Source organism: Paenibacillus sp. Lou8.1, assembly GCF_024213565.1.
In the GTDB taxonomy this organism is placed as follows: domain Bacteria; phylum Bacillota; class Bacilli; order Paenibacillales; family Paenibacillaceae; genus Paenibacillus; species Paenibacillus polymyxa_B.
In genome coordinates, this window is sequence record NZ_JANAVN010000003.1 from 278500 (window position 1) to 297276 (window position 18777).

15 protein-coding genes are annotated in these 18777 nt (G+C 44.4%); 11 read left to right on the forward strand and 4 right to left on the reverse strand.

Features of this window, described 5'->3' with window-relative positions:
• Positions 1-144 precede the first annotated feature (144 nt).
• The 10 genes from NLX78_RS06115 (at position 145) to NLX78_RS06160 (ending at position 13625) form a co-directional block, all read left to right on the forward strand.
• Entirely contained in the window at positions 145-1776 is a 1632-nt protein-coding gene (locus NLX78_RS06115) for a response regulator transcription factor (protein ID WP_254349899.1), read from the forward strand.
• Entirely contained in the window at positions 1773-3536 is a 1764-nt protein-coding gene (locus tag NLX78_RS06120; protein ID WP_254349900.1) for a sensor histidine kinase, read from the forward strand. Before NLX78_RS06115 ends, NLX78_RS06120 begins: the two co-directional genes overlap by 4 nt.
• Before the next feature lie 207 nt (positions 3537-3743).
• Positions 3744-4151, forward strand: coding sequence for a hypothetical protein (locus NLX78_RS06125; protein WP_028540831.1), 408 nt, complete (start codon positions 3744-3746; stop codon positions 4149-4151).
• A gap of 71 nt (positions 4152-4222) precedes the next feature.
• The gene (locus NLX78_RS06130; RefSeq protein ID WP_254328132.1) at positions 4223-5281 is read left to right on the forward strand and encodes an ABC transporter permease; all 1059 of its coding nucleotides are present in this window, start codon (positions 4223-4225) and stop codon (positions 5279-5281) included.
• The gene (locus NLX78_RS06135; RefSeq protein WP_254349901.1) at positions 5268-6551 is read left to right on the forward strand and encodes an ABC transporter permease; all 1284 of its coding nucleotides are present in this window, start codon (positions 5268-5270) and stop codon (positions 6549-6551) included. The genes NLX78_RS06130 and NLX78_RS06135 overlap by 14 nt, the downstream gene beginning before the upstream one ends.
• Positions 6552-6560: 9 nt before the next feature.
• On the forward strand, positions 6561-7226 hold the full coding sequence (locus NLX78_RS06140; protein ID WP_254349902.1) for an ABC transporter ATP-binding protein: 666 nt from the start codon (positions 6561-6563) through the stop codon (positions 7224-7226).
• A gap of 230 nt (positions 7227-7456) precedes the next feature.
• Positions 7457-9124, forward strand: a complete 1668-nt coding sequence (locus tag NLX78_RS06145) for an ABC transporter substrate-binding protein (protein ID WP_254349903.1) — start codon at positions 7457-7459, stop codon at positions 9122-9124.
• 14 nt (positions 9125-9138) lie between these two features.
• A complete protein-coding gene (locus NLX78_RS06150; RefSeq protein ID WP_254349904.1) occupies positions 9139-10119 on the forward strand; it encodes an ABC transporter permease in 981 nt (326 codons plus the stop codon).
• Positions 10120-10506: 387 nt separating this feature from the next.
• On the forward strand, positions 10507-11430 hold the full coding sequence (locus NLX78_RS06155; protein ID WP_069290649.1) for a carbohydrate ABC transporter permease: 924 nt from the start codon (positions 10507-10509) through the stop codon (positions 11428-11430).
• 62 nt (positions 11431-11492) lie between these two features.
• Complete coding sequence (locus NLX78_RS06160; protein ID WP_254349905.1) at positions 11493-13625, forward strand: endo-1,4-beta-xylanase; 2133 nt, start codon at positions 11493-11495, stop codon at positions 13623-13625.
• Positions 13626-13766: 141 nt separating this feature from the next.
• Here the strand turns inward: NLX78_RS06160 and hxlB are convergent, their stop codons facing one another.
• Both hxlB and hxlA read right to left on the reverse strand, forming a co-directional pair.
• Positions 13767-14324 carry a 6-phospho-3-hexuloisomerase gene (gene hxlB / locus NLX78_RS06165; protein WP_254349906.1) on the reverse strand — a complete coding sequence of 186 codons (558 nt, stop codon included), beginning with the start codon at positions 14322-14324 and terminating at the stop codon, positions 13767-13769.
• A gap of 5 nt (positions 14325-14329) precedes the next feature.
• Positions 14330-14965, reverse strand: a complete 636-nt coding sequence (gene hxlA, locus NLX78_RS06170; RefSeq protein ID WP_013312540.1) for a 3-hexulose-6-phosphate synthase — start codon at positions 14963-14965, stop codon at positions 14330-14332.
• 446 nt (positions 14966-15411) lie between these two features.
• Between hxlA and NLX78_RS06175 the strand changes: the two genes are divergently transcribed.
• The gene (locus NLX78_RS06175; protein ID WP_254349907.1) at positions 15412-16287 is read left to right on the forward strand and encodes a DNA-binding protein; all 876 of its coding nucleotides are present in this window, start codon (positions 15412-15414) and stop codon (positions 16285-16287) included.
• A gap of 188 nt (positions 16288-16475) precedes the next feature.
• Here NLX78_RS06175 and NLX78_RS06180 read toward each other — a convergent pair whose 3' ends face one another.
• Both NLX78_RS06180 and pepT read right to left on the reverse strand, forming a co-directional pair.
• The gene (locus NLX78_RS06180) at positions 16476-17312 is read right to left on the reverse strand and encodes a methyl-accepting chemotaxis protein (RefSeq protein WP_254349908.1); all 837 of its coding nucleotides are present in this window, start codon (positions 17310-17312) and stop codon (positions 16476-16478) included.
• A 200-nt stretch (positions 17313-17512) separates the two neighbouring features.
• Positions 17513-18748 carry a peptidase T gene (gene pepT, locus NLX78_RS06185; protein ID WP_061829481.1) on the reverse strand — a complete coding sequence of 412 codons (1236 nt, stop codon included), beginning with the start codon at positions 18746-18748 and terminating at the stop codon, positions 17513-17515.
• Positions 18749-18777 lie beyond the last annotated feature (29 nt).

Genomic DNA, 18777 nt, shown 5'->3' on the forward strand with positions numbered 1-18777 from the left:
GCTTTGCACCCCTCTGTTCGTCATATAATACGCGTAACGAAAATTTCCAATTCCTGATGTTTTACATTACCATAGTGACTGAGATCATTGGAATAGTTAACCCAAATAATAAAATAGGCATACTTCAAAAGGAGGAAGCGTGTTATGAAGCTGCATCGAGCCATTGTGGTGGATGATGAAACCTTTACTCGTAAAGGGCTGCTTCAACTCATGGATTGGCAAGCCTGTGGTTTTGAAGTCGTAGGAGAAGCTGATAACGGTGAGGATGCGCTGGAGCTAATCAGCCGTATTCACCCGGACCTGGTCATTACCGATATTCGTATGCCTGTGCTGGACGGATTAGAGCTGATTCGGTCTGTGCTCGAACAGAGTACAGAACATCCCGCGTTTATTATCTTAAGCGGCTATAGTGATTTTGCTTATGCGCAGCAGGCAATCCGCTATGGGGTTCATGATTTTATGCTTAAGCCGATTGATGAGGGTGACTTTTCGGCTACATTGCGCAAGCTGAGTGAAAGACTGCATCGTGAACAGCAGAATGCGCAACGAGATCAGAAACACCATGCAGGTGGGCTGTTAGAGACTGTGATGATGAACCCAGTGGATGATGTAGTGGTGACACAGTGGGAGCAGCAGCTACGGCTTGGGGAAGCCACTTATATGTACTATGTACTCGTCGAGCTGAATGACCAACATCCCTGGCGCTCAGGTGACAATAATATCATGCTATCGCTTTTCCAATTCAGGGAGCTTATAGAGCAAGCGCTTCATCGTTTAATGGATGGCAAGTACCCTCTCTATGTTCATGAGCATCGTAACCGGATTGGTCTTATCGTACCGGACTTCCTTTTGGAGTGTTTTGAAGGCAAGGTCGAAGTTTTTATGAAAGCGCTACAACGCGAGATAGAGGGGATGAAGACACTAAAAGATCAGCTGGGAAGTCGAGTTTTCATTTATGCAGGAAAGCCTGTGAATCGGTTGCAGGATATCCAGCAGTCCTATGCCTGTGCGAAGGAGGCAGTGCTCCATAAATACATTTATGACCATGGCGGTATTGTTGTATATCTACAGAAGGAAATGCCACCACTTCACTATAAGACCATCCCTCAGGACGTACTGGATCGCTTGACGGAACAAGTTGAGGAACTGCGGTTGGATGAGCTGCGTGTGGCCGTGGATTATTTATTTAGCAGCTTTCGGGAGGAGTGTTATGCTCCTGAGGCTATGAAAATGAGTCTGCATCAGTGCGTACTTAGTATCGTTCGGGTCATTCAAAACATGCAGGGAGATGAGCGCTCACTTCAGTCACTAGAACCGATGATGAACTGGCAGGACATGAACCTGTCCCTGGGTGAACTACAGCGATTGTTTACAGCTTTTGCAGAGGAAAGTGGAAGGTATATTGGAGTTCTGCGCAAGGATTGTCAGCAGGGAGGCATCCAGCACATCCGTGCTTACATTGAGCAGCATGCCGCCGAGAATATAAGCCTGAAAAGTATTGCGGCTCGCTTTTACATGAACCCGGTATACCTCGGTCAATTGTTCAGAAAAACGTATGGTGTGTACTTTAACGAATTTCTGCTGAAATTGCGTGTTCAGGAGGCGAAACGCTTGTTGCGGCAGACGGATCTGCGGATTTATGAAATTGCTGAGCGCGTGGGCTTCGGCAGTTCAGACTATTTTGTTACCCAGTTTGAAAAGATGGCGCATGTCACACCAAGCGAATACCGCAACAGCCTGATTGTTGGCAACGAGTCAGAGAGGGCCGGCGAATGAAGATGCTGAGAATGACTCTTGATCATGTACGACTGCGAGATAAAATGCTGCTGCTTTATTTTCTCTGTGTTTTTACGCCTGTAGTGCTGACCAATCTGATTTTTTACCATGTCACCTCGCAAAACGTGAAGGAACAGCGTATGCAGGATATTTCGCGCGCACTGGAACAGATTAAAATTGAATTTTACCGTGAATTTGAAGATGCGATGGAAATCTCGTCTATCTTTTATACGGATCATCAGCTCAATGAGGTATTGGAAGAAACATATCCCCACCCTGCTGACTATATCGCCGCTTATGACTCTTATTTACGTCATATCTTGAACAACACTTACAGTCCTGCATACCATTCCGTAGGTGGAATTACGATCTACACCAATAATTCAACGCTGCTGAATTCCGGTGGAATCAGCTTTATAGATGAGGGAGTCAGAAGTTTGCCCTGGTATACCAAAATCTCGCCTGGACGCCAGTCCAAGCCTATATTTGTACGTACCGATGACAGTACAGGTGAACAGATGTACCCTTTTAGCCTGATTCGGCGGATGAACTACTTTTATTCCCAAAATGGTCGTGAAAAAATACTGAAAATAGAACTGCGAATGTCGTCCATTCGGGAGATTTTCAATAACCTGAATTTGCAGGGAAGTCTCTTTCTGCTGAACGAACGAGGGGAAATCGAATATACAACGGACCCCAAAGTGGATATAAACCACAAACATGTAGCCTATAACACTCTCAAGCTGCCCGAGGACACCATGGAGTTCAAGACGAATTATGTGCTTACGAGCAATCTGAATGGCTGGAGCATTGTGGCTGCGGTATCGAGAGATGCAGTGCTGTATGAAATGCAGGAATCTCGCAATTTTGTGCTCTTGTTAACCTGTGTAAATATGCTGCTGCCTACATTAATCATTATTTGGATTACACGTTCGTTGAACGTGAGGATTCATCGTATTTTAAAGCACATGAAGAAGGTGAAAAACCAGCATTTTGAGCTGATTCGCGGCACAGAGTCGAGAGATGAGATCGGGCAATTAACAGGTGAGTTTAATCGGATGACGCTGAAAATAAAGCGACTGATTAACGATGTCTATATGGCCGATATACAGCGAAAAAATCTGGAAATTCAGCGCAGGCATGCCCAGTTGAATGCACTTCACAGTCAGATCAACCCACATTTTCTGTTCAATGCACTGGAGACGATTCGCATGCGGAGCTTGATGAAGCATGAGGATGAGACGGCGCGCATTATTCATAACATGGCACGGATTTTCCGCAATTCGCTGGTGTGGAACAAGGATCGGGTTACTTTGCGGGAGGAGCTGGAGCTGATCCGTTGTTTTCTGGAAATTCAGCAATATCGCTTTGGTGAGCGAATACAGTACGAAGTGCAGGCGCGCTCTGAAGACTTGGACAATATGCTTCCCAAAATGGTCGCGCTGACACTGGTTGAAAATGCAAGTATCCACGGCATTGAGCCGCTAAAGCATGGAGGACGCATTGAGATTCATTTTGAGCATGAGGAAGGACAACTGATTCTAACGGTTCTGGATGATGGGGTGGGCATGTCTGAGGAACAGGTACATCGCTTGTATGGTTACATGCAAAGGCAGGAAGAAATGGGTGAGCGTATAGGTCTACAAAATGTCATATATCGTCTTAAACTTTACTACGGAAGCCGCTTTGAGCTTGCCATTCGCAGTGCACCCGGCGAGGGTACGGAGATTCGAATTAGGATTCCTGCGGATCGAGTATAGAACCCTCAAAAGTGTAAAAAAAGCTAAATAAATAATTTATCTACAGAATATTTCATTTTTCGCTATATACTTCCTTTCTATTATATGGTAAATATGAATATATACTAAATTAATTATAAGAAATAGTCTTTGGATATCTTAACACCAATGAAGTTTTGAATAGCTGGCCAGCTTTCAAATATAACTAATTTTTTATTGGAGGAAGAGATGAAGTTTACTAAAAAGTTAATTAAGTCCCTAGCGGTTGTTGCTATTATTGGTTCAATTTCCGCCTCTGCTTATGCTTCTAGCACCATTGAAGGAGGTTGGATTGAAGGGGAGGGTAATTTTTCTAATAATATTTCTCATCAAGAGCTTTCCTTACGTGCTGCGAAAAGTGTTCCAGATCACCAAGGTTATACGGAAGCTAAGCCAGGAAATTCAGATTTAGAAAGAGCCGTTGCTATAACAAAGTGGGAGGGTGAATATCACTATTCCAGAGCACAATTAACTTGGGCAGGAAGTGTACGTCTTGATAGCGATAGACAATGGGGGTGGGATCGTACCAGGGCTGTCACTGGTTATGGTGAAGCTATTCTTGTAGCGAGAACTTTTTACGGCGGTAGCCAAGAATAATTAAAAACTAAAGAAGGTGAGATTGTTAGTTTCTTTAACAATTTCACCTTTTATTACGAGAGGTATTTGAAATGAAAAGTAAGCTGAAGGAAATTTCTAGAAATGGACTAATACCAATATTCGTACTGTATTTTTTATTGAGCATGATTATGATCTCTGTGAGTTATTACATGGTACAACAAAAAGAATTAGACTCCTTGTCCAGAGGTCTTTACCAAGAAAATAGTTTATTCTTTATGGTAGATCAAAATACTGCTCACGAATGGGACTGGCGTAAGCTCCGAACAACGTACCCATTTACCATATTCAAGGAGCTTGAAACTGGGGAAATGAATGTGCGAGCTCTTTATTATAAAGAGGATACATATAAGCCACCAATGGTTGCAGGGAGATTTTTTAATGAGGACGATTTTTATAGTGATCATAAGTATGCTGTAATTGGACAACGTATTGCTGAATCAGCACTTACTTCTCTTGACGGCAGACGGTATTATCTGTTCCAAGGAGAAAAATTTGAAGTCATAGGTTCTATGGGGGCGGCCTATCCATCAACTCTGGATACAACGGTGCTACTAAACTTGGATGCCCTTGGTCAACAAACTCACCTAAATAATATCTATGTACTAAATTCTCCCGCAGTGTCCTCTGTTCTCAAAAATGGCTATTTAATTTTTGAAAACTTAAGCGTTAAGGTGAATGTATTTGACCGCGGTGATGCTGGAGCACAGAGATATGTGGGCATAGATATATATCGTAATACGATCATAATTACCGTATTTCTGTTGTTAGTTTGCTCCAGTGTTATATTTACTATGAATTGGTACGATAAAAAGAAAACTGAAATAAATTGGTTATGGATTATGGGAATTAAGTCAGAGAAAGTGATAGCGAAATTCTCCAAACGATATTATGTAGCCGTCTCCCTGTCTTATTTGCTTATATGTACAATAAGCCTTTTCTTATTTTTGATCGCTCGGGCTTCAACAGAAAATATTGAACTGTACGTACAATATTTGCTTATAGGCTACGTATTAATTCTCTTATCTTCTTATCTTTCCATATCCGTTACTGTCAAAAAGATAGGTAGATCAGGAAAGGACTTAAGTTTAAATGAGAATGGTATACAGTGAAGTTTTAGAAAGCGTACAAAAGAACAAAAGTACAACGATATTTATTCTCCTTCAAATTACTATTTTGTTTTTTTTAGTTACTGTTTTATTTTTGAATTTTAATCATTTAGTTACGAAATCAAGTAAAACAGCAGCCTTAGGGGCACAAGACAGTTTCCAGTTATCAGACACTCTAACGAATAGTGATGAATTAAAAAAACTTATGAATAAACCGATGTTCTTAACCAAAATTAAAAATTTTTATAATTATGTAGAGAAACATATAGGTGAGAAGTATATCTACATTTTTACGCAGCCTGTTGACCTCATTCATTTTGAAGGAGCGGACAAGGCGAAATTTTCACAGGATTATGAACAAGGATTTGAACCGAATGTCTTTACTATCAATAACAAAGGCCCTTATGTTTCTATAAAAGCTTTACAAATTAATAAACAAGGACTAGATCAGTTTTCCATTGAAACAGATGAGGGGGAGAACTTGACCGCACATGATTTTAATCATGTGGGTCATACAAGCATTCCTGTACTCCTAGGAGCAGAATATAAGCAACTATATAAAGCAGGAGATATTTTAAAAGGAAAATATTTGTTTAAAGATTTTGAGTTTTATGTAAAAGGGTTTGTTAAAAAGGATTCACTTGTTTTTAATGCTAATAACCCGGAAATATATCTTGATCGGTATATTATTATGCCCGCACAACAGTTTACAAGTGTCCCAGATACTAAGGAAGACTTTAACTTTCAACAGAAACACTATCTCCAATTGATTAATGGGGACATTTGGAGTTCAGAAACCGAGTACTTTGTAAGGAGCAAGGTAGAAGAAGCCCAAAAAAAGACTGGTTTTTATGATACCCAAGTTCTTGGAGCAAACAGCCCACCATTAAATTTTATTTTTTCAGCGCTACACGAGAACATCATGGTACTCAGTGTTATAGCTATAACTATATTTGTAGTGTGTATTCTTAGCATTTCGATTTTAATGGTAACTAAATTAGAGAAAAATATGAAAAACTTATCTATTCACTTGATCTCTGGAGCAACGATAATGAATATACTTTTCTATTTTATTGCAGAGATAGCATTTTTGGTGATAGTACCAGGTTTAATTAGTCTATTTCTGTATACTTATTTTATTAACTTTAAAATGGGGAGTTACTTCATTACGATATTGCTGAGCATGCTAATTATATTTGCGTTGTCTACACTTCTACTTTACTACAAGATCAGGAAGTTACAGGTTAGTATGTTTTTAAAACGAATGGAGTGATTGGTTTTAATGATTACAATAAATAATCTTCACAAAGCTTTTAAGGTGGGAGAGAGGGTTTTGGAAGTATTAAAGGGTGTAGATTTGAGTATTAAAAGGGGCTCTATGACAGCAATTATGGGTAGGAGCGGTTCAGGGAAATCCACTTTGCTAAATATAATTGCTGGATTAGACAAACCGGACAGTGGAACTTACATGTATGAGCAAGAAGATCTGACAACTAAAACTCTAAATCAATTAGCAGATTTCAGAAGAGAAAAAATAGGATTTATTTTACAAAATTATGCTCTGATTGATACCAAAAATGTGTTCGATAATGTGGCTTTACCCCTAAAATATAGTAAATACCCTAAAGCAAAGATAAGTCATATGGTGGAAGATGTTTTAGAAGCATTAGAGTTAGAAAAATTAGGTTTTCATTCTGTTGATATGTTGTCTGGTGGTGAAATGCAGCGGGTGGCGATAGCAAGAGCTCTTGTTCAAGAACCAGAAATTATACTGGCTGACGAACCGACAGGTTCCCTTGACGAACACTCTGAACGGAATATTTTGGGTATTTTCAAGGATTTAAATATACGGGGGAAAACTATTGTAGTCGTAACGCATGACCAGCAAGTCGCCGATGCATGTGATGAAACGATTTATATCAAAGAAGGGAAAATACGTTATTACTAATTTGTTTTTTCATGGACGCCGATGCTGGATTGGCGTCCATTTGCGTTGAAGGACCTCTACCTATAGTTTTCTAAGTAACACCTTTAGATTGACAGGTGAACGAAATGAACAGCATTTTATAAAATGAAAGTGCTTACAATTTAGAGTGTGCGGGATTCTCAGCGCTTGAGGTACGTGCGCACGATATTCACACACAATCGACAAAAGAGGGCGAAAGGGGAGGGTCTGGCATGACAAGCAAAAGGTTCGGAATCATCAGTCTGGTAATGGTTATGATGGCGTCTATGATCGCTGCTTGCTCAGGGAGCTCGGGCAAGGAGCCGGCGTCAGGAGATAGCAAGGAGAAGGTCACATTCACGTATTTTAATGCCACTGCGGGGAGGGACACTAATACCAATGAAACGCGGATCGGCAAAATCCTGGAGGATCAGACGGGGGTAAACTGGAAGCTGGAGCATTTGGTGGGTGATTCCAATACGAAGATCGGTACATTTATTGCCAGTAACGATTACCCGGATGTGATAGTACCGGATGGCACGATCGATAAGCTGCTGGATGCCGGGGCTTTTATTCCCCTGAATGATTTGATCGACAAATATGGACCAAATATTAAGCGTGTATATGGACCGTACTACAACTTGATGAAGGCGGAGGATGGGAACATTTACTTTCTGCCGCTAAGTGCGGTGGTAGGCGATTATTTACCTGCGCCTAACTTAGAGCAAGGAGCCTTTTGGGTGCAACGCAGGGTATTAAAAGAAGCGGGATATCCAAAAATCAAAACACTTGACGAGTATTTAGCCCTGATTCGTAACTATGCGAAAAAGCATGCAGATGAGGGCTTGACTGGGTACCTGGCGTTAACCACGCAGGATAGGTTTTATGCTCTTACGAACGCGCCAATGCATCTGGCAGGCTATCCGAATGATGGCGGCACGATTATTGATATGAAAACACACCGGGCCACGGATTATGGAGATATGGAAATCACAAAGCGGTATCTGAAAGAGCTAAATCAGCTCAATGTAGAGGGCCTATTTGATAAATCGTCCTTTGTGGACAATTACGATCAATATTTGGCGAAGCTGACCTCGGGTAAGGTACTGGGCTTTTTCGACTACCGCTGGCAGGCGGGGCAGGCCCTGAATAATCTGCAGGAGGCTTCCAAGCAATCGGGCAATGATGATATGGAGTATATAGGGCTGCCTGTTGTATACGACCAGAATATAAAGGATCAGTACATTGATCCTTCGTCATTTGTTAATAACCGAGGCATAGGAATTACGGTCAGTGCCAAGGACCCGGTGCGTATCATCAAATTTTTTGACAACCTGCTGACGGACGAAAACCAGATATTATCCAACTGGGGAATCAAGGGAGAAACCTATGATGTAGATAAAAAAGGACGCTTTTACCGAACTGAGGAGCAAATTAAGCAGACTGGTCAGGACGCGTTCCGCGAATCATTTGGGTTCAAATATTTTGAATACAGTTGGCCGCGATACGGTAGCGGTTCTACCCTGCCTGACGGCAACTCGGTTGGCCCCGGACGGCAGCCTGAGGTTGCGCGTATGTCCTACACCGAGGGAGATAAAAAGCTACTAAAAGTCTATGGTGTAGAGTCCTTCTCGCAAATGTTTTCCGCACCTGACGAGCGCCCATGGTATCCGGCCTGGAGTATTCCGATTGCTCAAGGCTCAACTGCACAGCTCTTCCAGCAAAAGAAGGGGGACCTACAGCGCAAATATTTCCCGCGTTTGGTGCTGTCTGCACCGGAGCAGTTTGATGCGATTTGGAATGAATACACCACTGAATTCAACAAGCTGGATGTAAAGGCGTATGAGGAGCTGATCACGAAGGAGGTTGCCAAAAAAATCGAAAATCCCGGTAAAAAATAAAGGAGGAAGCAGCTATGGGCCACTCGTCACCACCACCTGTCACGATCTCCTTGGATCATTTGCCGCCCTCGCGGCGAACCGACTTTAGGGGATTTATGCACAAGCTGAATCAGCAACGGGCACTGGTATGGATGTCCGTCCCTTTTTTAATCTGGCTGTTCATCTTCAAGTATTTGCCCATCTGGGGTTGGACGATTGCCTTTCAGGATTTTAAGCCTGCCCGCAAGTTGCTCGATCAGCAATGGGTCGGATTAAAACATTTCCATTTTCTATTTCAGGATGAACACTTTCTGCGGGTCATGCGCAATACGCTGGCGATGAGCTTTATTAATCTGGTGCTGGGCTTTGTCACCGCTATAACATTAGCGATTTTGCTGAATGAGCTTCGTCAGATCATGTTCAAGCGGGTCGTGCAGACGGTCAGCTATCTGCCACATTTTATTTCGTGGGTGGTCGCGGCTAGCATCATCAGTACGGCGCTGTCTGCGGATGGCGGCATCATCAATGAGGTGCTGATGTGGCTGGGGTTGATTAAGGAGCCTATTCTGTGGCTGGGCGAGGGAAGCTATTTTTGGGGCATTCTCGGTGCATCGGAGGTATGGAAAAATGTCGGCTGGAACACCATCATTTATTTGGCCGCGATGACGATGATTGATCCCTCGCAGTATGAGGCAGCCGAGATGGACGGAGCAGGGCGTTTTCAGCGGATTTGGCATGTGACATTACCGGGGTTGAAGCCTGTATTTATCATCCTGCTCATTATGAACATTGGCAATTTACTGGAATCCGGCTTTGAGCCGCAATACTTACTGGGCAACGGCATGAACGTGGATTACTCGGAGAATCTGGATATTTTCGTGCTGAAATATGGTATTCAGATGGGTAATTTCTCGCTTTCCATTGCTGCTGGGATGTTCAAAACGGTGGTCAGCTTCATCTTACTGTTTAGCGCCAATCATATTGCGAAGCGGTTAGGGGAGGAGAGGCTGTTCTAGAATAAAGGGAGTTATGGGGGGAGAAGGCCGCTCCGCGTGCGGATTGTTCTTCCGATCGCTGTTATCCCCGTATTTTCTTATTGGAATAAAGATCATAGGTTAAAATCCGGGGATAAAGGCGAACGCTCCGCTTCTTCAGAACAATTCCGCCCGCTCCGCTGCTACCCGCCGTAAAGTCACTTTTTTTGAGAACTGAGGGTAGTGGCAAGGGGAGAGTTTAAGGAAGGCGCGTGACTCGCGCTTCCTTGGGTAAATGTGCCATCATGGTTGGCTCAGCTTCGCTATCGGCCATTAGAGGCTGTTTTTTAGGACTGTGCTATTCGAAGGAGATAGCAGAGGGTGCGCGATCCAAATGCCTAAACTATTTTTTAGAAAGGAGCGGAAGTCATGGGCAAAGGGAAGGCCGTACACGGGCGATTTCGGGCGCCCTCGGATCGAATTTTTGATGCGTGCAATATCGTGTTTATGCTCTGCCTGATGGTGTTCACGCTGTATCCGTTTTTAAATACGCTGGCGGTTTCGTTAAATGAAGCGAATGATTCGATTCGGGGCGGGATCTATTTGTGGCCGCGTGAATTTACGTGGAGTAATTATGAATTTGTATTCAAGGAAGCGACGATTTTCCATGCTACGCTGATTTCTGTATTACGTACAGTTGTGGGTACAGTGACTTCGGTGTTTTGCTGCGCGATGGTGGCTTACACGATCAGCCGGCCGGAATATGTGCTGCGCAAATTTGTTTCGATTGCTTTTATTTTAACGATGTATTTTAGCGGTGGATTGATTCCGAACTTTCTCCTGATTCGTGAGCTTGGGATGCTGGGGACTTTCTGGGTGTATGTCGTGCCGGGATTGATCGGGGTGTTTAATGTGATTGTCATTCGCTCCTTTATTGAGGGATTGCCGGAAGGGATTTTGGAGTCGGCGCGTATTGACGGGGCTGGGGAGTTTGCCACTTTTATGCGCATCGTTTTGCCGCTGTGTGTTCCCGTACTGGCGACGGTGTCGCTGTTTACAGCGGTGGCACAATGGAATTCCTGGTTCGATGTGTTTTTGTACAATTCATCATATGAGCAATGGAGCACTCTTCAATATGAGCTGATGAAAATACTGCAAAATTCTAACACGTCTGTTAACGGTCAGGACTATGCGAGCCAATTCGCTGGTTCGGAAAATCTGGCGAAGTCGGTCACGCCTACCTCGATTCGGGCCACGATGACGATTGTCGCTTCAGTGCCTATTATTTTAGTGTATCCCTTTTTGCAAAAATACTTTGTGAAGGGTATGACCTTGGGCGGTGTCAAAGGATAGTAAATGAAAACCAATGGTGCCAAATACCAATTCCAAAAAATTGGAGTACGGGGGGGATTGCTTTGCGGTCATGTTGGGTTAAGCCTTTTTGTCTGGTACTGGCTGGAGCGCTGTTGTTATCGCCTGTCGGTTGGTGGGGAACGTCTGTGGCGAAGGCAGCTCCGTCTATAGAACATTCCCCGCCCGTTTCGGATATGGTGCTATCGGCGGGTAGTATCCATAAGACCATTGGAACGTATGGATTTGAGCAAGGAAACAGCGACGGCTGGAAGCCTCGAGGAACTTATACCCAAATTGCATCCGTCACGGAAGCAGCATATGGCGGCACGCACAGTCTGAAGGCAACCGCTCGTACAGCGGCTTGGAACGGGGCGGAGCTGGATGTGAAGTCGCTGTTGCAGCCGGATGTGGAGTATGAAATTAGTGGCTATGTGAAGCTGGATGGTCATTCTGCGGTTCCGAGCATGGTTAAACTTACAGTGGAGCAGCAGCCCACAGGCGGGACTACGACATGGAAGACGGTAGCGCAGACGGAGACGGCGGATACATCGTGGATCAAACTTCAGGGGAAATATACTTTTACCGGGGGGATGGATGCATTGAAGCTGTATGTGGAAAGCTCTAATCCCGCGCAGGCCTACTATGTGGATGAGATAGAAATAACACAGGTATCGAAGACGCCAACGGAGCCGGCCAATGGTATCGTATCCGGGTTTGAAGATGGTACGGCTCAAGGATGGGTGTCCCGTATGGGAGCCGAGACCGTACAGGTTTCGGACGCCGATGCACGAAGCGGCTCATACAGTCTGCTGACAACAGGCAGACAAAAGACATATGCCGGACCCAAGCTGGATGTGACTGCTACGATGCAAAAGGGCAGCCGATATACGGTCAGTGCCTGGGTGAAGCTGGCGCCGGGTGAGCAGCCTGCCAAGGTGAGGCTCAGCGTACAGCGTGATCATCAAGGGGATAGTGCGTATGAAACTGTTGTAGGCGACACGGCTACTACGACAGGGGGATGGATGCATTTGTCTGGTACGTATACGCTTGCGCATGATGCAGACACTGTTTCTATGTATTTGGAAACGGCAGAAGGAACGTCTTCCTTTTATATGGATGATTTCGAGCTGTCACTTGTACCACCGCTGGCTATTGAAAAGGACATTCCTTCTTTGTATGGATTATATGGGGGACAGTTTAGCATTGGCACGGCGATTGAAGCCTTCCAGACCGAAGGGGCTTACGGAGAGTTGGTACAGAAGCATTTTAACAGCGTCGTTGCAGGGAATGCGATGAAGCCGACCTCCTTACAACCGTCCGAGGGACAGTTCCATTGGGAGGAAGCAGACCAAATTGTGCAGTTTGCTAGACAGCATGGACTGGCAATTCGCTTCCATACTTTGGTGTGGCATAACCAAACTGGGGATTGGATGTTCAAGGATAAGAATGGACAGCCGATGACGCCGACTGCTGAAAATAAAAAGCTTTTGCTGGATCGGCTGGAGACGCATATTCGAGCTGTTGCAGCCCGGTATAAAAATGTCATCACCGATTGGGATGTGGTGAATGAGGTCATTGATCCTGATCAGCCGGACGGCATGCGCCGCAGCAAATGGTATCAGATTACCGGTACGGATTATATTGAAAAAGCATTCCGTGTCACGAGGGAAGTGACGGGCCCGAACGCACGGCTATTCATTAACGATTACAACACGCATGAGCCGAAGAAACGGGATTTTCTGTACAATTTGGTACGTGATCTGCTCGCTAAAGGTGTACCGATTGACGGGGTAGGCCACCAATCGCATATCCGCCTGGAGTTTCCCGCTATTAGCGAGATTGAGCAGTCCATAGAGAAGTTTGCTTCGCTTGGTCTGGATAATCAAATTACCGAGCTGGATATGGGGCTTTATTCCAATGACACAGATCGCTATGAAACGATTCCAGAATCTATGCTCATCCGGCAGGCTCATCGCTATCGGGCGCTGTTCGATATGTTTTCAAGACAGCAGGAACATATCAGCAATGTGACGATTTGGGGTACGGATGATGGAAATACGTGGCTCAGCACGTTTCCGATAGCCCGGTTGGATAAGCCGCTACTATTCGACGAACGGTTAAAGGCCAAATATGCCTATTGGGCACTTGCTGATCCGTCCAAAGTCCCGTCGTTGCCAGCAGGGAACAGCGAATAAATGGTTTGAATACATGCCGGGCTTGTTTTGTCTTATTCTATGCTGTATCGAACGTCGCCTTATACAAGCATAAAAGCAGGCTGTTCTTCACATGTGACATGTAAAGAACAGCCTGCTTTGCTATCGTAAAGGAATGCATTTTTATTCCAAATTGGCGTGTTGGCCAAACATAGATTCGGAGGTCAGCTTGCGCAGATCCATCGTTCTGAGTACCAATGCGTCACCGTACAACAGCAGGGTTTGCTCAAACAATGAGCCCATGGGCTGGATCGTCTGGTAGTCCTTGTTGGACGGGTCCTTGGCCGCACCAGGCAGCTTGACGATGATATCGGCCAGTTTGCCAATGGTGGAACCGGGAGAAGTGGTTAGTAGCGCCAGAGAGGCTCCGAGTTTCTTTGCTTTTTCTGCCATGGAGATCAGGCTTTTGGTTTCACCAGAGCCTGAACCGATAATGAGCAGGTCGCCCTCGCCCAAACCGGGAGTTACGGTTTCCCCGACTACGTAAGCTTGAATCCCCATATGCATCAGCCGCATTGCCAGCGAGCGAATCATGAACCCTGAGCGGCCCGCACCTGCCACGAATACCTTATTGGCAACGGCGATGGAATGGATCAGCTGTTCCGATTCCGTATCACTGATCAATTGTGGAACCAATTGTAGCTCCTTGAGTACCTCAGATAAATATTGAGAGGTTTCCATTGGGGTTAACCTTGTTTGATGAGCTGTTGCATTTGGGAAGCTACAGCCTTTTTGTCGTCCTCGCCAGTGATACCACCACCGACGATAACCAGATCCGGTTGAGCCTTCACGACTTCAGCCAATGTGCTCAGCTTAATACCGCCAGCCACGGCAGTTTTGGAGTTTTTCACGACTTTTTTGACGGTTTGCAGTGCTTCGAACGGGCTTTGTCCTTCAGCTTGCAGATCGTAGCCTGTATGCACACAGATGTAGTCAACGCCCAGAGCGTCAATTTCTTTCGCACGTTGCTCCAGGTTTTTAACACCGATCATATCCACCAGGATTTTTTTGCCGCCTTGTTTTTTCGCTTCTTCTACGGCGCCTTTGATTGTTGCATCTTCAGCTACAGCCAAAATCGTAACGATATCTGCACCAGCCTCGGAAGCTTTTAGCACTTCATAGCCCCCTGCATCCATAACCTTCAGGTCAGCCAGCACTTTCAGATTAGGGAATGCTTCTTTCATTGCTTTTACTGCATGAAGTCCTTCATTGATGACAATCGGCGTACCGATTTCTACGATATCAATATACGACTCTACTTCTTTTACCAATGCAATCCCTTGCGGGATATCTACTAAGTCTAAAGCCAATTGAAGTTCCATGTTATTAACTTCACTCCTTAAGTGAATTTATATTTTGATGAACAGGTACATGCTCTGTTGAGTATCAATCTATACTTTAGTTTCATGCACAGGTTTGATTGTAAGGCCCAGCTACCCGGTTGAAAAGTACGCACTAATTCGTAACGTAGTTACCCCCACGATACTATAGCATCATAAAAACCATCCATGAGAGAGCCTACATTTTGTCTTCTTTAGCATTATTTCTATAAGGGGAGTCGACTATTCATAACCGATAACCGTACACAGCAATGTAAGGTTGCAAAAAAAAGAAGATAGCGATGATTGAATTGACTTCAAGTTAGGTTTTGACTATATTTGTAATATAATGGTATGCAAAAAATGGAGGCTAATAGCATGACTCCTCTGAAGAGTAGCCGCTGTGCTAAGGGGTAATCGCAATTTTCAGGATAGGGAGGCAGGTTTTAGTGGAAGAGGTCCTGAACCAAAGGGAAGCCATTTATTTGTTGTCGGACAGCCACGAACTCGATAAAGCTTGTGAGTTGTTTAGAATCAGCTACACACATAATGATTGGGATGAAGCGAACAAAGTAGCAGACTATCTGCATACGTTGGCTGAAAACCTGTATCACACCCAACTGAGAAATGCTGCAGACGGCAAGTATGAGACATTGGACACCAAACACCCGCTAGTGTTTTATTATGCTTACAGTTATTTGGCGAAATCTATTTACTATCAGAATATGGGCAAGTATGAGGAAGCCAGAAACTATATTATGAAGTATAGCGAAATGGGTTGGTTTATGGGGCTGGATCAGAGCGGTCACGAAGAAGTAGAGAGATTCCGTTTCCTCGCCAAGGCCAATTTATTTACGATTGAATTACTTTCGGGGAGAAGGGAACTTTTGCCTGAGTACGTTCAATTTCTTCACGAAAATGACGAGGAGCTACTTCCAGGATTGGTTGGTATTGCCGAAGCAGCTAACCTGAATAATTGGAATATAGACGACCTGCTGAACGATTTTGCCGATGATATTAAGATATTTGAAGGTTATGAAGATAGAGCAAACCGCGTATATTATTTAAAACTGGTCAACCAATTGGCCATTTACCATTTCAAGAAGAAGCAGTACTCCGTTGCCTTAAATTATGTCCTTGATTCTCTGCAATTCTCTGTCAGTGTAGAATCGGATGCCGATTTCAGGACACTGGTTGCTCTGTTTGAGACTTATCGAGATTTGGCAACACCATCACAGCAAGAGCAATACCAAACCATTTTATTAAGGGGGCTTCATAATGAAAAAGGCATTAATCTCTGTAACTATGGTCTTGGCGTTTCTTAGTATTGCTCTTCCGTTGGGAAATATTTTGGGAGGGTTAGACCCTGTGATTCCTTCAAATCATGGTGTTTTTTCTTATACTGCTTGAGTTTCGGATTTAGACCTTCAAGCCCGATAGGGCTTTTGTACATAAAAGGAGTACACTTTTACGCATTTTGCGATCAGTGTGCTCCCCTTTTTTATGCCGAGATTTATTTTACGACATACGAAGTCAGGTCATTGGCCAGATGTTGCATCGTTTCACTCGCCTTTTGCATACGCTCCATCACTTCAGTGAAAGAGCCTACCAGAGTCGCCTGCTCCTGAGAAGAAGAAACAATTTGCTCAATTTCCTGCTCCATTTGACGAATGGAGTTCTGTACATCCTTAAGGGCTCCTTCAATATCGACCGTCGCCTTTTTGGATTCTACGGATAGCTTGCGCACCTCTTGAGCGACGATACCAAAGCCTGCACCTGCTTCTCCGACACGCGCGGCCTCGATCGCTGCATTCAATCCAAGCAGGTTGGTTTGATCGGAAATTTCCTTGATGAACACAGCTACCTGATTGATTTTACCCGAGTTTTGTACGGCGATTTGGGTGTTTTTCAAAATCTGTTCACTGGTTGCCTGAAGCTCCTCGGAATGAGCCGCCACATGCTGCACCATATCAATGAGCTGCTCAGTGATGGAGAGGTTCTCGGATACGATTTGATCCAGTTGATTTTTGTTAGTCAAATTATAAGAGGCCGCAAATGCTGCGATGACTTCACCTTTCTCGTCAAATACAGGAATACTGATCATATCAAGAGGAAGCCCTAGAATTTCAGCAGGGATGTGGGTCAGGCTGGGCTCACGTCCATTTTTAAGCATGGCAAAATCTTTATAGTCTTCGAGCAGCTCCGAGCCCGTTTCAAAGCCGAGGTCCATACCCTCAGATTGGGTATACATAAGGACATGAGTGCGGTCGAAGAGAGCGAGGGTCACTTTCTCACGCATAATCTGTTGTATGTAGGGAATGGCTGCAATTAATGCATCTATTGTATTCAAATAGATAACCTACCTTTCTTTACTAGATATATTTTTTATAGTCTCGTATATAGTTGTCGGTCTAAAGACGGATAAAAGTTATAAAGATATTGAAAATTTAAAGGGAAATGAAAGCTTCAGAAAAAAAGGCATACCGTTTCCATTAAGGAACGATATGCCTTCTATTTAATCTTAACGTGTCAGTGCTGTGTATAGGTAGTTCACTTGCCGCGTTGCTCGAATAGTTGTGCGATTTCCACAATAACCTTGGTAGCAAGTACCATGTTGTCCACCGACACGTATTCAAACTTACCGTGGTAGTTCTCCCCACCTGTAAAAATATTCGGGGTAGGCAGTCCCATGTAGGATAGCTGTGAACCGTCTGTACCGCCACGAATCGGCTTAATAATGGGTTCGATATTCAGCTTTGTCATTGCTTCATAAGCGACATCGACGATATGCTTGACTGGCTCTATTTTCTCTTTCATGTTGTAATACTGATCTCTCAATTCCAGCGCAATACGGTTTTCTCCATATGCGGCCTGCAGCTCTTTGACTACATTTGTTAAATAAGCTTTCCGGTTTTCAAAGCTCTCGCGGTCAAAATCACGGATAATATAGTATAGCTTAGCTTGTTCTGCCGTGCCTGTAGACTCCAAGAGATGATAGAAGCCATCATATCCGTCTGTATATTCTGGGGCTTCGTTTGCAGGTAACCGACTGTGCAGCTCCATAGCGATTTTGGCAGCGTGGATCATTTTGTTTTTAGCCGTACCGGGATGCACGTTCACACCGTGAATGGTAATATGGGCGGCTGCGGCGTTAAAGCTCTCATACTCCAGTTCTCCGAGCGGTCCGCCGTCTACCGTATAGGCATATTCAGCGCCAAAAGCGGCTACATCAAAGCGTTCCGGTCCTCTTCCAATCTCTTCGTCCGGTGTAAAGGCAACACGAATTTTGCCATGTTGAATTTCTGGATGGTCAATCAGGTAGTGGATAGCTGTCATGATTTCTGCGATCCCGGCTTTGTTGTCTGCACCGAGCAGGGTGGTACCATCTGTTGTGATCAGGGTGTGGCCTTTATATTGAGTCAGTTCGGGAAACTCACGTGGAGAAAGAACCACACCAAGCGAAGCATTCAGCGTGATATCGCCCCCATCATAGTTCTCCGTCAATTGCGGCTTTACCCCTGCGCCAGTCAGTTCGGTAGCCGTATCGAGGTGGGCGAGAAAACCGATGACGGGAACCTCTTTATCCGTATTGGAAGGAAGGGTCGCCATCACATAACCATTATCATCAATAGTTACGTCTGTCATACCAATGGCTTTCAATTCGCCCACCAAGAGGTTGCCCAATGTGAGCTGTCCGGGTGTAGTGGGGCAAGTGTGGCTGCTTTCATCAGATTGGGTATCTACCTGAACATATGTAGTCAGGCGGTCAATCAGTTCCTGTTTCATGTGTGTATCCTCCTTAGTGTCATTTCTAT

Bases quoted from the DNA above. Each gene is read 5' to 3' on its own strand.
- hxlB (WP_254349906.1), bottom strand. From the start codon at position 14,324: ATGGAAACCTCTCAATATTTATCTGAGGTACTCAAGGAGCTACAATTG.
- NLX78_RS06145 (WP_254349903.1), top strand. From the start codon at position 7,457: ATGACAAGCAAAAGGTTCGGAATCATCAGTCTGGTAATGGTTATGATG.
- NLX78_RS06155 (WP_069290649.1), top strand. From the start codon at position 10,507: ATGGGCAAAGGGAAGGCCGTACACGGGCGATTTCGGGCGCCCTCGGAT.
- NLX78_RS06115 (WP_254349899.1), top strand. From the start codon at position 145: ATGAAGCTGCATCGAGCCATTGTGGTGGATGATGAAACCTTTACTCGT.
- NLX78_RS06150 (WP_254349904.1), top strand. From the start codon at position 9,139: ATGGGCCACTCGTCACCACCACCTGTCACGATCTCCTTGGATCATTTG.
- NLX78_RS06140 (WP_254349902.1), top strand. From the start codon at position 6,561: ATGATTACAATAAATAATCTTCACAAAGCTTTTAAGGTGGGAGAGAGG.
- NLX78_RS06120 (WP_254349900.1), top strand. From the start codon at position 1,773: ATGAAGATGCTGAGAATGACTCTTGATCATGTACGACTGCGAGATAAA.
- NLX78_RS06130 (WP_254328132.1), top strand. From the start codon at position 4,223: ATGAAAAGTAAGCTGAAGGAAATTTCTAGAAATGGACTAATACCAATA.
- NLX78_RS06125 (WP_028540831.1), top strand. From the start codon at position 3,744: ATGAAGTTTACTAAAAAGTTAATTAAGTCCCTAGCGGTTGTTGCTATT.
- pepT (WP_061829481.1), bottom strand. From the start codon at position 18,748: ATGAAACAGGAACTGATTGACCGCCTGACTACATATGTTCAGGTAGAT.
- NLX78_RS06135 (WP_254349901.1), top strand. From the start codon at position 5,268: ATGGTATACAGTGAAGTTTTAGAAAGCGTACAAAAGAACAAAAGTACA.
- hxlA (WP_013312540.1), bottom strand. From the start codon at position 14,965: ATGGAACTTCAATTGGCTTTAGACTTAGTAGATATCCCGCAAGGGATT.